Consider the following 14279-nt stretch of genomic DNA (forward strand, 5'->3'; position numbering starts at 1 on the left):
ATGAAAGTCAATTGGCCTGAACGAATTTGGGTGAACAGCCCGGTGCGTATGCTGGCACAGACGAGGGAGGCCCTCTGGTTCAAACAAGTTCGCCCTCTGGCGCCGGGCGGCCGTTGTTTGGAAATCGGCTGCGGGCGCGGCGTGGGCGCAAAAATGATTTCCAGAACCTTTTCCCCGCGAAGAATCGATGCAATTGACATCGATCCGGCGATGATCGAGCTTGCGGTTCGAAAGCTTACCGGATCAGGCAAATGCCGAATCTTTTTCCTGGTGGCGGATGCGCAGCACATTCCTTACGGGGACGCCTGTTTCGACGCGGTCTTCAACTTCGGGATCATACATCATCTCGAGGATTGGAGACAGGGAATCAAGGAGATTTCCCGTGTGCTTGTCAAAGGCGGGGCTTTCTACTTCGAAGAGATCTATCCGCCTCTCTACGCCAACCGGCTCTTCCGACGTCTTCTGGTCCACCCTACGCAAGACCGTTTCTTCGGCCCGGATTACCGGAATGCCTTGTCGGGAGTTGGTCTGAAGCTCAGATCCTCCTATCGTGAAAGCCGCTTTGGTATTCTGGGAGTTGCCGAAAAGGAATAGACGGAAATTGCCTGGAATAGGCATTTGCCACTGGTCGAAGCCATCAAAGCCTCCCCTTCCGAAATATGGAGATGATCAACCAGAGACCCAGGATCGTAGCGATGCCGTACCCGCAAATGCCCAGAAGGCCGGTCAAAGATATGGTTCTGTCGCCCAGGAACTCGATGGTAAATTCCATGATCGTTTGAGAGGAATTCAGAACGAGGGAACCTCCTATCACGGAAGCACAAACAATCATTCCCACTGTCAGGCGGTTGACCGCCTTGTCGATCTGCACGTCAAGATCGTGAAACCCCCCGTGCACGAGTTCGATGCGCTGTTTCCCTTCGGCCACTTGTCTCAGGATTTCGTGCATGAACTTCGGCATGACTTTCACGTGTCCGCCAACGTCCCGGGCTTCACGGTTCATCCTCCTGAACGCCTTCCTTGGATCGTGCTCCCGTTCGATCAATCGGATGGCGTAAGGCCGTGTCACTTCGAGAATGCTCGCGTCGCTTTTCAAGATCTTGCCAAGGGCTTCGGTCTGCACGAAGGTTTTTAGGAGCAGCAAGAGGTTTCTGGGAAGGCGGACACGATACTTGAGCACGAGGCGCATAATCTGGTCGTACATGTCCTTGAATGAAATGGTACTCAGGGACCGGCCGTAAAAGGTTTCGCTCATGTCCTCCAAATCCGCCCGGAAGTTCCCCAGTTTCTGAGTTTGTTCGTCGACCAGGCCAGCGTTCCGCAAGGCGTCCATGACCATGTCGTAATCGTGTTCGGCGTAACCCAGAAAGAGATTGGCAACCTGTTGCTTGGTATCGTTATCGAGGTAGCCTGTAATGCCGAAATCCACGAGAGAGACCTTGCCGTCACGCAACACGATCGTATTCCCGGGGTGGGGGTCCGCATGAAAAAAACCGTACTCCATCAACTGTTTCGAAAAAGAGCGCAGACCGATCAAAGCCACTTCTTTGGGGTCGATGCCCTGAGCTTCGATCTCCTGTACATGATCCATTTTGATGCCGTCGATATGTTCCATCACGAGCACGGACTTGGTCGTATAGTCCCAATACACCTTGGGGATGTAAATCTCGCTGCTCCCCCGGAAGTTCTTTCTGAATTTCTCGATGCTCCCCCCTTCGATGAACATGTCGAGTTCTTTGTAGATGACGCGTTCGAACTCTTTGACCAATTCCGTGGCTCCGATGATGCGGCCCATTTCGAACGTTTTCTCGAATCTAGCGGCCAGGTAGTACATCAATCGGATGTCCTCTTGGATCTTTCCTCGTATTCTGGGTCTGATTACCTTTACGGCTACTCTCTCGTTGTTCCGCGTGGTGGCGAGATGAACCTGCGCAACCGATGCGGCGGCCAGTGGCTCAGGGTCGAATTCAGCGAATACTTCTAGAAGAGGGCGCCTCAGCTGTCCCTCGACAAGCTGCTTGATGTCTGAGAAAGGCGCCGGGGGAACCTGATCCTGAAGCTTTTTGAACTCCTCGATATATTCGGGAGGAAAGATATCCGCCCGAGTGCTCATCAATTGTCCCATCTTTACGAAGGTGGGCCCCAGGTCTTGGAGGGCCATACGGAATCTCGTGGGTGTCGGAAATCCGGATCTGAGCCACAAATGCTCGTCGGCCGCTTCTTTCCCTCTCTTCGTCCTACCCAGAAGCCGCTCCGTCACATCTCCAAGGCTGTGTTTCATCACGAGCAACGAGATGACGGCGGCCCTTTTCAATGGTATCCGGCCACCGGGAGCCCCAATAGGTCTCATTGTCTTCTCCCTCCCTGACGACGGGCTGAGATGAGCGCCTCAGCCGAGGGCCTGGACGGCTGATCTCCGGGGGTCGTCAAGAACCTAGTCTTTTGATCGGATTGAGCGGCGAACCTGTTACTGGTCACACCTTCCAAGCCTCCGAAATGTCTCACCGGAGGTTTCGTTTCCAAGGTGGCTGTTCGTGAGGGGTGTCTTGTCGTGAAGCAACGACGTGGTCAGAATACGCTCTTACCGGCCGATTGTAAAGACGGACCTGCCGGATCCTCCTGCGGCTCTTCTGATGGGAAATGACGATGGGGTACTACGGTATGTCGTGTAGTTTGAGCCCGGAATCACCCGGTCTTCGTTCACGAAGACCGTACGTATTGAACCGCGTTGATTCCTAGGCTTGAATAAGATACATTCGAATGGCCCCTTTTTATTGGAGTTTTCCATTTGTTACAGGAATCTCGTCTTATGCGGACAAGAGGAAAAGGAGGGACGAATGCCGTCCGGAAACGGACTTGAGAGCTTGCCGCCATTATGAGAAATCCAGATGTGATGCTTGGTCGGAGGGTCCCGGCAGGTCTTTCACGACTGAAGCCTTTCTTAGCCCTTTCTAGAACTCCCCATCTGCTCCTAGATCTTGCGGCGCCGGCTCTTTCAGCGCTCCTGTGGTTGAGGGCTTTTCCTTCGGCGCGGGTCATGGTCCTGGGGTTCGTCACGGCCTTTGCCGGGTACACGGCCGTATACGCTTTGAATGATCTGGTCGACTTCCGGAACGATAGAAAGAAAGTCCTGGAGGGAGGGTGCCGGCAGTGCGAGAACTATCTCGATGGGGCCATGGTGAGACACCCTATGGCGCAGGGTCTGCTGAGTTTCCTGGAAGGGCTGCTGTGGGCCGGTGGATGGGCCCTCGTATCCCTGATTTGCGCCTACCTTTTGAACCCGGTGTGTGTTCTCATTTTCCTTGCAGGCGCCTCCCTCGAGATCGTCTATTGCCTCTTGTGGAAAATCAGCCCCTTTCGCACAGTGGTCAGCGGCGCCGTGAAAACATGCGGCGCTCTCGCCGCCGTCTATGCCGTGGATTCCAGTCCTTCCTTGCTTTTTCTGGGAATGCTTTTTTGCTGGCTTTTTTCCTGGGAGATCGGCGGCCAAAACATACCCAACGATTGGGCGGAGATTGAAGAAGACACGCGTTTCCAGGCAAAAACGGTGCTGATTCAGTTCGGCGCCAAACGGGCTAGCGTGATTGCCCTTGCCTGCGTTTTCGTCGCGTTCATCATGAACCCGGCTCTTCTCCTCGTGAAGGACCAAGAGTTCCCAATCCTGTATGGTGCGGCCTCTTCTTTTATCGGATTCTATCTGCTCCTGATTCCGGCCTACCGGCTCTTTCGAACCAGGGAGCGCCTCCAGGCCCTGATCCTGTTCAAGAAGGCCAGTTACTACCCTTTGGCCCTGCTGATTGTTTTGACGATCAGGATTCTTGCCTACTCTACTTGATCCACGCACAACGCTCGAAAGATCATATCCGATTTGGCCATGGTCCTTCGTGTGGTAATTATCCTGGTTTGGTTCGTGGGGGATCCAAATTCAGCGGCCGACAAATGTGAAGTGGAGAAGAGTGTAGATAGGCATAGGGTGGCCTTTCATGTGTTGACCCTATTTTGGAGTAAAGCCGGATGTTCTAATGTGTCATCCTGCTCGCGATTCACATTGGGTAGAATCCCTGACCGCAACGTGTGGTGTTCCTTTTGCTGGATTCGGATACGCCTTTGGGGCATTATGAGGAGAATGTTCGGTCTCCCGAAATCCTTTTTGACGAGTTTTCTTGAATGAGATTCGACAGGTTCTGGCTCTATCGTCGCATTCTTCTCTCGAGTCGCTTTGCTGCGTGCCTGTGGCGGTCGAGGCAGAATATCCTCGCGGACCGGCAGGGGCGGCCGCCGGTTTCAGGTCCGTTCATGGCCGAGCTCGACGTCACCTATCGCTGCGACTGCCGGTGTCGGATGTGTCAGAGATGGAGGGATCATCGCCGGGGTGAGTTGACACTCGGGGAATATGAGCGGCTCGCTGACGTCTTCCGGAGGATGGGGGTACAGCTTGTGAGTATCGCCGGCGGCGAACCCCTGCTGCGTGAAGACATTTTCTCCATCATCCGATGCTTCGCCAAATACGGCATGTGCGTCAATCTGTGCACGAACGGCTTGTCCGTAGAGGAACACGTCAAATCCCTGTCCTACAGTGGCGCTTCCTGCGTTACCGTGAGCGTGGATGGCGCTGCGGCGGATACTCACGACACGATTCGGGGCGTCCCCGGCTCCTACGAAAGAATCGAAAGAGGGGTCAGACGCCTGATGGCTTCCTCGCCGCATGATCGCCCCCTCGTTCGCGTGAGAATGACCGTTTCCAACCGGAACGTGGATGAAGTGAAACGCTACTACCGGAAATGGAGTCAAATCGCCGATGATGTACTGTTCCAACCCGCGCACTTCTGTACCGGCGCCTTTTACACCGGCTTGGACAAGGAGACCTTTGGACTGGATCCTGTGAGACTCGCCCGCCAAATCGACGGAACTCCCTTGAGGAAGGGGAAGTATTTGGACGGGCTTATACGCAGTCTCAGGCAGGACGGCGTTTACCCGGCCATGCGCTGTTACGCCGGAACGCTCATGGTTCGTATCGATCCGTGGGGTAGCGTCTATCCCTGCCTGGAACAGCACGTGTGTGTCGGATCGGTGCGCGAGCAGGGTTTCCGGACGATCTGGTATTCAGAACTATTTAACCATACCCGTAAGGAGATCGCGAGAAATGGGGACTGCAGGTGCTGGTATAACAACACCGCCATGATCAGTCACTACGCGAAGGTTCTCAGTCGTCTGACGACGGTTAAATGATTAAATGTTTATTTTTTAAGTCTCCTCGACAGATGTTTTTGAGTATCGGCCCGGCGGGGGCTTGGGCGGCTTTGAAAGGAACCCCGTTACTCGAAAGGGCTCCTCGGTCCTACACACTTATTTAGACAAAGAGCCAGGATTCGCCCCTATGAATCAGCGTCCCGTTCGGGGATGATGTTCTCCGTCCATCAGTAACGACCCGCTGTTCGCTAAAGGAGGACGTTCACCATGGAAATCCTGCTCGATCACGTCATGTTGTCCAGGCTTCAATTCGCCTTTACGGCCATGTTTCATATCATCTGGCCGGTTCTGACCATAGGACTGAGCCTGTTCATCGTTCTGATGGAAGCCCTGTGGCTCAAGACCAAAGAAGAAGCCTATTACCGGCATGCCCGTTTCTGGACGAGGCTGTTCGTTCTGAATTTTGCCGTGGGCGTTATCACGGGCATTCCGATGGAATTCCAGTTCGGCACCAACTGGAGCGTCTTTTCGGGAGCCGGGGGGGATATCTTCGGCCATTTGTTGGGATTCGAGGCGACCATGGCGTTTATGCTGGAGGCCGCCTTTCTCGGCATTATGGTGTGGGGCTGGAAAAGGGTCTCTCCCCGGGTCCACCTCTTTGCTACCTCAATGGTCGCCTTTGGCTCCTCGCTTTCCGCTTTCTGGATCATGTCCGCTAACGCCTGGATGCAGACTCCCGCCGGAGGCGTCTTTCAAGATGGCCGTTTTTTCACGACGAGCAACCTCGAATCCATTCTGAATCCGGACCTGCCATGGGCGGTTTCCCACATGTGGGTAGCCTGCCTCGAAGTCACGATCTTCGTGGTAGGCGCCATTAGCGCCTGGCGCCTGCTGAAGAGGCGTCACGTGGACTTCTTTCTAAAATCTTTCAGGATCATGGTCATTGCCGCCATCGTCATTACCCCTTTGCAGATCTATCTTGGAGACGGCTCGGGACAGAAGGTCGCGGAAACCCAGCCCGCCAAACTGAGCGCCATGGAGGCGCACTGGCGCACCAATCCCGAAGGCGAAGGCGCATCCTGGAACTTGCTGGCGTGGCCCAACGAGTCCAAACAAGACAACGATTGGGCCATCACAATCCCCGACGGACTGAGTCTGCTTGTTACCCGATCGTTCACAGGCCGAGTCCAGGGGTTACGGGACTTTCCGGCGGAAGACCAGCCTCCGGTCTGGCTTCCCTTTTATTCCTTCCGTGTTATGGCCGGTCTGGGCTTTCTCTTCTTTTTCCTGATGGTTTGGACGCTGTGGGCGTGGCGGAAAGGTCGATTAAGGCCGGACGTCATCTCGGAGCAAAAGAAGCTCCTGTTGTCATGGATGGCGGCTCTGCCCTTGAGCTATGTCGCCGTGGAATCGGGCTGGGTGACCCGCGAGGTCGGACGCCAGCCGTGGGTCATCTATGGAGTGTTGCGCACGCACGAGGCCGCCAGCCCTTTGCCGGCCTATCCCATAGGAACATCCCTTCTGGTTTTTGCAGGGATCTACTCGGTATTGTTCATCGCTTTTCTGCTCTTCGCCGGGTATATCGTCAACAGGGGACCCGAGGGAGTTGAGTAGGTTTAGATCGGGGTTTGAGAAAGGGGGAAAGATATGGAATTCTCGCTTGCCGGTCTCTGGCTCGCAATCATAGGCTTTTTTCTTCTGTACTATGTGGTAAGCGACGGTTTTGGGCTGGGTGTGGGAATACTCTGTCTCTTTCCCGGCAAGAACGAAGACCGAAAGGCCATGATGGAGAGTGTGGGTTACATCTGGCACACGAACCAAACCTGGCTCGTCGTTGTTGGTGGTATGCTGTTCGGCGCCTTCCCTCTGTTTTACAGCATCCTGTTCTCCGCACTCTACATCCCTGCGGTGCTCATGCTGGTGGGCCTGATATTTCGAGGGATTGCCCTCGATTTTCACGAACATTCGCGGAGCAAGCGTCTCTGGGCTAGAATGTTCGGCGCGGGGAGTCTGGTCGCCGGGATGGCGCAGGGCCTGCTCCTGGGGGGCCTGCTTTCAGGAATTCATGTCAGGGACGGCCATTTTGCGGGCGGTGTATGGGACTGGGCCAATCCCCTCTCTTTTCTTGTCTGCCTTGGGGTCGTGGCAGGCTATGTCCTGCTGGGATGCAATTACCTTGTCCTCAAAACGGAGGGGGACTTACAGAAACGAGTCTTTGGCTATGCCCGGTTCCTGTTTACTGTGACGTTGGTCCTCTCCTCAGTAGTCCTCCTCTGGATCAATATGAGATATTCCTATGCTGCGGGGAAATGGACGTTCTTGCCGGATGCATTCTATAGAGTGCTCGCCGCCTCTCTGACCGCCCTTGCGTTTTTCATGCTGTTCCGCAGTTTGCGCGGAACTCGGGAGGCCGCTCCCTTTTTCTGGAATGCCGTCACGGTGGTTTTTAGTTTTGTCACTCTATCGATAAGCGTGTATCCGTACATGATTCCCCATGTCGTTTCTCCCATTACCGTGCATCAAGCGGCCGCTTCATCGGGAACGTTGGCTTTCATGCTTGTGGTCACGGGAATACTGATCCCAGTCATGGTGTTCTATACCACGTACACCCACCGGGTTTTCCGGGGTAAAGTCAAAGCTTAACAGCCTGTTAAGGAGAGTGAAAGGGCAGGATCCGGGCTCGATCGCATTTCGTACTAACCTGCGAGGGCTCTTGCCGCCGCCAAGGCCGGTCCGTAGAAAATATCCGGATACATTCCGCCCACGAGGAGCGAGATAACGATTGCGACAAGCAGCAGCTTGGTCGGGAACGAGAGTTCGATGGCGGGCAACGGTTCCTCCGGGTCGAGAAAGTAGGCCGCTTTGACCACCAGCACATAGTAGTAGAGAGAGACCAGCACATTCAACATACCGATGAGAACGAGATAAAAATAGCCCTTTTCCATAGCTGCAGTGAATACTAGAAACTTCCCCGTGAACCCGGCGGTAGGGGGAAGGCCGCCCAGGCTGAAGACGCCGGCCATGATCGAAACGGCGAGTAAGGGCGAACGGCGGTGCAGCCCTGCCAGGCCGGAGACCAGCACGTTGCCTCCCTGCTCACCCACCTTCACCACCACCACGAAACAGATGAAGTTCATCATGAGGTAGGCTGCGGCGTAAAAGATGGCCGCTGCGAACCCGCTCTCGCTCATACAGAGGATCCCGATGAGGATGTACCCTGCCTGGGCCACGGTGGAGTAAGCCAGGAGACGCTTCAGATCCTTCTGACCAATGGCCGCCAGGTTGCCGAGGGTCATGGAAGCGATAGCCAGGGCCACGAGAATGTGAACGAGGTAGACGCTTTCCGCGCCCACGGTCGCAAACCGCAGCAGAAGGGCGACGGCCGCCGCCTTTGTGGCTGTGGCGATGTACGCCGTCACCTGATTCGCCGCACCTTGATACACGCCGGGCGCCCAGAAGTGGAAGGGGAACACGGCCAGCTTGAAAAAGAAACCGCACAGCGTGAGCATCAGCCCGATCACCAGCATAGGGGAAGCGATGTCGGCTGAAAGGGCGTTCGCGATCGCCGACACATTGGTCTCTCCACAGGCGCCGTAAAGCAAGGCCATGCCGAATAGCATGATGGCGGAAACGGCGGCGCCCATGAGAAAATATTTGATCCCCCCTTCCAAGGAGTGGCCATTCCCTTTCCTAAGGGCCACCAGGATATAAAGAGAGTAACTGCTGAGTTCCAGAGACACGTAGATGGTAAGCAGGTCAACGCTGCTTACGAGCACCATCATGGCAAGGGTGCAGACGGACAGAAGAAGGTAGAACTCCGGGTGGCGCTCTTCCCTGATGCCGTGAAGCTGGAGGCAGATGCAGACGATCAGGAAAAAACCCATGGCCAATAAGACCTTGAATATCTGAGAAAAGAGATCGACCCGGTAGAACTGGGAAAAACCCCCGTGAAGCTTCACGCAGGCCAAGGTCACCAAAACCGCCGGCAGCGCGAGAACAAGAGCCGTGATGTAGTCTCGTTTGGCGTTGGGCCTGGAGATCATGGCGAAGGTGAAAAACACGGCGGCCGTGAAAAGGAAATAAAGCTCGGGAGCGGCGATGATCCAGGTCATTTCGGTAAGCCCTCCATAAAGGGGAACACGGAGGCGTGGATCAGATCCAGCATCAGAGAGGGGAAAAATCCGAACAGAAGTAAAGTCGCGATCAGGATGATTCGAGGGACACCCAGACCCGGAGTCACATCAGGCAACTTGGCGAAACGTTCGTTTGTTGCACCATAGAAGGTCTGCTGGACAACCCGCAGCATGAAGAGGGCGCTTACGACGAGGGCCAGAATGGCCGTCACCCCGCTGATTGGATAGACTCTCAATGAGGAGAGGATGACGGTCAGTTCCGCCCAGAAATTGGCGAACCCCGGGACCCCCATACCCGCAAGAGCACCCACAATAAAGTAGGTGGAAGCCACGGGCATGATTCGGCTCATGCCTCCGAGTTCGGGTATGGATTTTGTATCGGTCCTGTCGTGGAAATATCCCACCGAGGAAAAGAGAAGGGCCGTCATAATGCCGTGGGCAAACATCTGAAACACGGCGCCGCTAAGGCCTTCCGCCGTGACTGTGGCTAGACCGAGCCCGACAATCCCCATATGCGAAACGCTGGAATAGGCCACCACGAATTTGAGGTCCTTCTGCACCAATCCGACAAGCACGCCGTAGATGATGCCGATGGTGGCCAGGACGGCCATCCATGGAGCCCAGTACTCCCATCCCAGCGGACAGAGAAAAATGGCGACCCGCAGCACGCCAAATGCGCCCAGCTTCATCAGCACGCCGGCGTGAACCATGCTGACCGATGTGGGAGCGGCCACGTGGCCGGAGGGCGACCATGTGTGAAAAGGCCAAACGCCCGCCAGGATGCCGAATCCTAAATAGAGAAAAAGGAATGCGAATTTCTGTTGAAAAGGGCTGAAAGTCCCCGGCTGAATCAAGCTAGGGATGTCGAATCCGACTCCGCCCGATTGAACGAAAAGATAGATCATCGCAGGAAGGATGAGCGCGCTTCCAAAAAGGAGGTAGAGAAAGAGTTTCATGCCCCCGTATTCCTTGCGGGTGGAGCCCCATATGACGATGAGCGGATACATGGGAAAAAGAGACACGTCGTACCATACGAACAGAAAGAACAGATCCATACTCATGAAGAAACCGAAAACCCCGGTCACCAGAACGAAGTACAAGGCGAAGAACTCTTTCACTCGCCTTTCCAGTTCCCACATGGAGAGTACGCCCGTGAAGTGAACGATTCCGGTGAGCAGGATCAGCGGAAGGTCGAAGCCGTCGGCTGCATTGAAGTACTGGATCCCCAGGGATTTCACCCAGGTGATCTTTTCCACGAACTGAAGCCCCCCCTGGGTTCTGTCATAGGCCGCGAAAAGATAGATGGAGAGAACCAGGGATATACCGGAAAAACAGGCGCTCACCCACCGGATGAGATCCTTCCGCCGGCCGGGAATCAGCAGAATCGTCACCAGCCCCACGATGCAACTGAGCAACGTGGCGGACAGAAAAGGAAACGTTGCGAGGGATACATTCATGCGGCGATCTTCCTAGGATATACGCCCCTTGGCCATTGCCAAACGCTTTCGTCAAACGAACCGTGAGCCGACAAAGTCGATGATTTCAATGCGCCCCACGAAGAAACACCGGGTTGATATGTCGGACTTTGTTTTAAACGGTATAGAGATAACGCTTTCAAGAGCCGAGATATAAGCATGTCGAATATGTCCGTATTCTAAGCCAGGAAAAAGTAAAGACCGACCAGCGCCAGAACGAGAAACATCGCCATCAGGTTGAACCGCACACGACCCGCCTGTACATAGGAAAGGATTCTGCCGCTTTCTATGGTAAAGCGACAAATTTCATCGATCCCCCCATCGATGACCTTCTGGTCGTTCCGATGCAAATTTTCGGCGAAGACCCGATAGACTACCTTGTTCAGCAGAAATGCGTACAGGTCGTCCAGGAACCACCGCTTCAGGAAGAACCTTTTCACCGCAGGAAACCGTTCCACAAAGCCGATCTGTGAAGCCGCGTTTCTGCCGAACTCGCACCACGTCAGGAACACTCCGGAAGCCGCCAAGAAGACGCTCACCGGCGCAACCCAGGGGTGCTCCTGCGGTGCTTCCACACCAAGGAAGTTTCCGAAAGTGCTTTTGAAAAAGCCGAGCATTGTAGTCACCGCAGCGAGGAAGAGCAGAGGCCAGGCCATGGCCCGGTAGGGCCCTTTCGAAAGGTGCTCCTTCTTCACAGATTCCGTTATCCGAGGAAAAAGAATAATGAAGATCGGGCGGAAGGCATAATAGGCGGTCATGAAGACACCCAGCAGGCCGGCCAGAAACCACACTGGATTGGGTTTTTCGAGCAGGGCGGACAGAACCATTTCTTTACTGAAGAACCCTGAAAAAGGGGGGAATCCCGAAAGGCTCGCCGCCGCCAGGATGGTGCAAGCGAACGGTATCTTCAGGCTTCGTCCTCTCTTCTTAGCGATCTCGTAGATATCATTGGTCTCGAAATAGTGGATCCAGACGCCGGAGCATAGAAACAGGAGCGCCTTGAATGTGGCGTGCGTGGTCAGATGAAAGAAACCGGCGAAGGAACTGCCCGCCGAAAGGCCCATTACCATGTATCCCAGCTGGCTGATGGTGGAGTAGGCCCATACCTTCTTGATATCATTGTCCACCATGGCCATCGTGCCGGCCATGAGCATGCTGAGCGTGCCCACGGCGAGGCAGACCGTCATGGCGGTGGGGGAATGGCTGAAAAAAGGGAAGAGGCGGTTGAACAGAAAAACACCGGCAGCCACCATAGTGGCGGAATGCAGCAGGGCGCTGACCGGTGTGGGTCCTTCCATGGCGTCCGGCAGCCACGTTAGGAGGGGGAACTGGGCGCTTTTCCCAATGACGCCCCCGAATATGAGCAGAACGGAAAGCGTCAGGAAGGCAGGCGAAAGCCGGCTCGCCGCAAGCGGGTCGTTCAGTTGAATGATGCTCACATTGCCCAAATGCGCCAACAGCAGCAGCATGCCCAGGAAGAAAGAGGCGTCCCCTAGGCGGGTCATCACAAAGGCTTTCTTTCCGGCCTGCGTGGCGCTGAACTTTTCATACCAGAAGCCGATGAGCAGATACGAGCACAACCCCACGATCTCCCAAAAAATGTAAAGCTGGAGCAGGGAAGAGGACACGCAGAGAGAAAGCATGGACCAGGCAAAGAGGGACTGAAAGGCATAGTAACGTGAAAATCCCGGGTCCTTGCGCATGTATCCCAGAGAGTACATCTGCACCAGAAAGCAGATCACGGCCGCCAGGGCGAACATGATCAGGCTCGAGGGATCGAGCAGAAACCCGAAAAAGAGAGAAAATCCTTCGCCATTGTACCAGAGGGCGGAATACTCGATGGGTCGTGCCATGGACCCTAGGCGCGAAAGGAGCACAAGCGCGGCGGCCATCGAGATACCCACGCCGGCTATGGACAGAGTTGCGGAAACACGAGGATACGCTCTCGTGAAAATCATGATCACCAGGAAAGCGACAAAGGGCGAACCCAAGGCCGTTGCCGTCGTCAGAAAATTGAAATCCGCGGGCGGGGTCATATCAGGCGCCTACCATCTCAAAAAGTCGTACCGGTCCGGATCAACGGATCCTGTGATCCGGTGGGCTGCGACCACCAGAGCGAGTCCAACGGCGACCTCTGTTGCGGCCACCCCAAGGATGAAGAGAACAAACGCCTGGCCGTCGATCCGCTGCCAGTGCAGCGCCGCACCAACAAACGCAATGGCTGCCGCGTTCATCATGATCTCGATGCCGATCAAGGTCATGATCAGATTACGACGCGTCAGGACACATATCAGCCCAAGAAACAGCACGGCTCCCGCCAGCATTAAGACATGGTTGAAAGGAACGATCATGATTCTTCTCCCGCCTCGCTTTCGGTAGGACTTGCTTTCTGGTTCCCGCCTCTTCCCACCAGGACGGCGGCCAGAAGAGCCAGGAGCAAAAGGATGGAGATGATTTCAACGGCCAGCCAGTAACGCTCGAAGACAAAACGGCCGAATCCCCCCGGCCCCACCGTGGCGGACTTCAGGATTTCGGCGCTGCCGGGTTCCCTGAACACGGCCAAGGCCGAGAGCGCCAAAAACGGGAAACCGATCACGATCGACGGCAGCCACCGACGCAGAGAAAGGCCAGTCTTTTCGGCCAGGTCCACCCTGAGCATCATGATCACAAAAAGGAAAAGGATCATGATGGCGCCCGCGTAAATGATCACTTCGAGGGCGGCAAGAAAAGGGGCCCCGAGAAGGAAAAAGAGCATGGCGCTGCCCAGGAAGGAGAAGATCAGAAACACCACTACGTGCACCAGGTTCCTCCGGGTGATCGCCAGCCCGGTGGACACCAGAATAAACGCCGCAAGAAAGTAGAATATCGCCGGCTGCAGACTCACGCTTCCCTCCTTCAGGGCAGGTTCTTTTTCAGGTTGACGGGTTCTTCCTCGTTGATGTGAGAACCTTTGTCTCCCACCATCGTCACCCCGGCGTATCGATAAAAATTGTACTCTCCGTTCTTGCCGCCGTGGTCTACCAGCAGGTCTTCCTTTTCGGCCACCAGGTTGAGGATGTCTCTGTCACAGAATTCAAAGTCGGGGGTCAGTTGAATGGCGAGAGTGGGACACGCCTCTTCGCACAGTCCGCAATAGATGCAACGCGCGAAATTGATGCGAAACCATCGGGCCCAGCGGCGGCCGTCCTCGCGCTCTTCTCCCTCCATGGAGATGCAGCTTACCGGGCAGGCGGCGGCGCAGAGGAAACACGACACACAACGTTCTTCGCCGTCCGGGTCACGGGTAAGAATGATTCTAGCCCTCGTTCGCTCGGGCAGCGGACGCTTGTATTCCGGGTATTCCTCCGTAATTTTTCGGCGAAAGAGATGGACCAAGGTTGTACCCATGCCTTGGGTCAGGCCCTGGAAGATCTCGATGGTCTGCTGAACGTACCCGTCTTTCTTCTTGTTGTCCGTCATGTGTTTCCCGCTGAGATGTGCA

Annotated in this window: 12 protein-coding genes; 5 read left to right on the forward strand and 7 right to left on the reverse strand. The window is 55.3% G+C overall.

Annotation, left to right across the window (positions count from 1 at the left end):
* A complete protein-coding gene (locus tag HY788_02100; protein MBI4772968.1) occupies positions 1-594 on the forward strand; it encodes a class I SAM-dependent methyltransferase in 594 nt (197 codons plus the stop codon).
* 43 nt (positions 595-637) lie between these two features.
* Here HY788_02100 and HY788_02105 read toward each other — a convergent pair whose 3' ends face one another.
* Positions 638-2350, reverse strand: a complete 1713-nt coding sequence (locus HY788_02105; GenBank protein MBI4772969.1) for an AarF/ABC1/UbiB kinase family protein — start codon at positions 2348-2350, stop codon at positions 638-640.
* Positions 2351-2875: 525 nt separating this feature from the next.
* Between HY788_02105 and HY788_02110 the strand changes: the two genes are divergently transcribed.
* The 4 genes from HY788_02110 (at position 2876) to cydB (ending at position 7833) form a co-directional block, all read left to right on the forward strand.
* Positions 2876-3835, forward strand: a complete 960-nt coding sequence (locus tag HY788_02110; GenBank protein ID MBI4772970.1) for a UbiA family prenyltransferase — start codon at positions 2876-2878, stop codon at positions 3833-3835.
* Positions 3836-4167: 332 nt separating this feature from the next.
* On the forward strand, positions 4168-5229 hold the full coding sequence (locus tag HY788_02115; GenBank protein ID MBI4772971.1) for a radical SAM protein: 1062 nt from the start codon (positions 4168-4170) through the stop codon (positions 5227-5229).
* A 228-nt stretch (positions 5230-5457) separates the two neighbouring features.
* Positions 5458-6804, forward strand: coding sequence for a cytochrome ubiquinol oxidase subunit I (locus HY788_02120; protein ID MBI4772972.1), 1347 nt, complete (start codon positions 5458-5460; stop codon positions 6802-6804).
* 33 nt (positions 6805-6837) lie between these two features.
* Entirely contained in the window at positions 6838-7833 is a 996-nt protein-coding gene (gene cydB / locus HY788_02125) for a cytochrome d ubiquinol oxidase subunit II (protein ID MBI4772973.1), read from the forward strand.
* 53 nt (positions 7834-7886) lie between these two features.
* Here cydB and HY788_02130 read toward each other — a convergent pair whose 3' ends face one another.
* The 6 genes from HY788_02130 to nuoI form a co-directional block, all read right to left on the reverse strand.
* A complete protein-coding gene (locus HY788_02130; protein ID MBI4772974.1) occupies positions 7887-9302 on the reverse strand; it encodes an NADH-quinone oxidoreductase subunit N in 1416 nt (471 codons plus the stop codon).
* Positions 9299-10780, reverse strand: a complete 1482-nt coding sequence (locus HY788_02135) for an NADH-quinone oxidoreductase subunit M (protein MBI4772975.1) — start codon at positions 10778-10780, stop codon at positions 9299-9301. Before HY788_02135 ends, HY788_02130 begins: the two co-directional genes overlap by 4 nt.
* 197 nt (positions 10781-10977) lie before the next feature.
* Positions 10978-12834, reverse strand: a complete 1857-nt coding sequence (locus HY788_02140) for an NADH-quinone oxidoreductase subunit L (GenBank protein ID MBI4772976.1) — start codon at positions 12832-12834, stop codon at positions 10978-10980.
* A gap of 9 nt (positions 12835-12843) precedes the next feature.
* Positions 12844-13149 (reverse strand): NADH-quinone oxidoreductase subunit NuoK, encoded by a 306-nt coding sequence (gene nuoK, locus HY788_02145; protein MBI4772977.1) that lies wholly within the window; start codon positions 13147-13149, stop codon positions 12844-12846.
* Positions 13146-13682, reverse strand: coding sequence for an NADH-quinone oxidoreductase subunit J (locus HY788_02150; protein ID MBI4772978.1), 537 nt, complete (start codon positions 13680-13682; stop codon positions 13146-13148). Before HY788_02150 ends, nuoK begins: the two co-directional genes overlap by 4 nt.
* An 11-nt stretch (positions 13683-13693) precedes the next feature.
* Complete coding sequence (gene nuoI / locus HY788_02155; GenBank protein ID MBI4772979.1) at positions 13694-14257, reverse strand: NADH-quinone oxidoreductase subunit NuoI; 564 nt, start codon at positions 14255-14257, stop codon at positions 13694-13696.
* Positions 14258-14279 lie beyond the last annotated feature (22 nt).

It is taken from the genome of Deltaproteobacteria bacterium, assembly GCA_016208165.1.
Taxonomy (GTDB): domain Bacteria; phylum Desulfobacterota; class Desulfarculia; order JACQYL01; family JACQYL01; genus JACQYL01.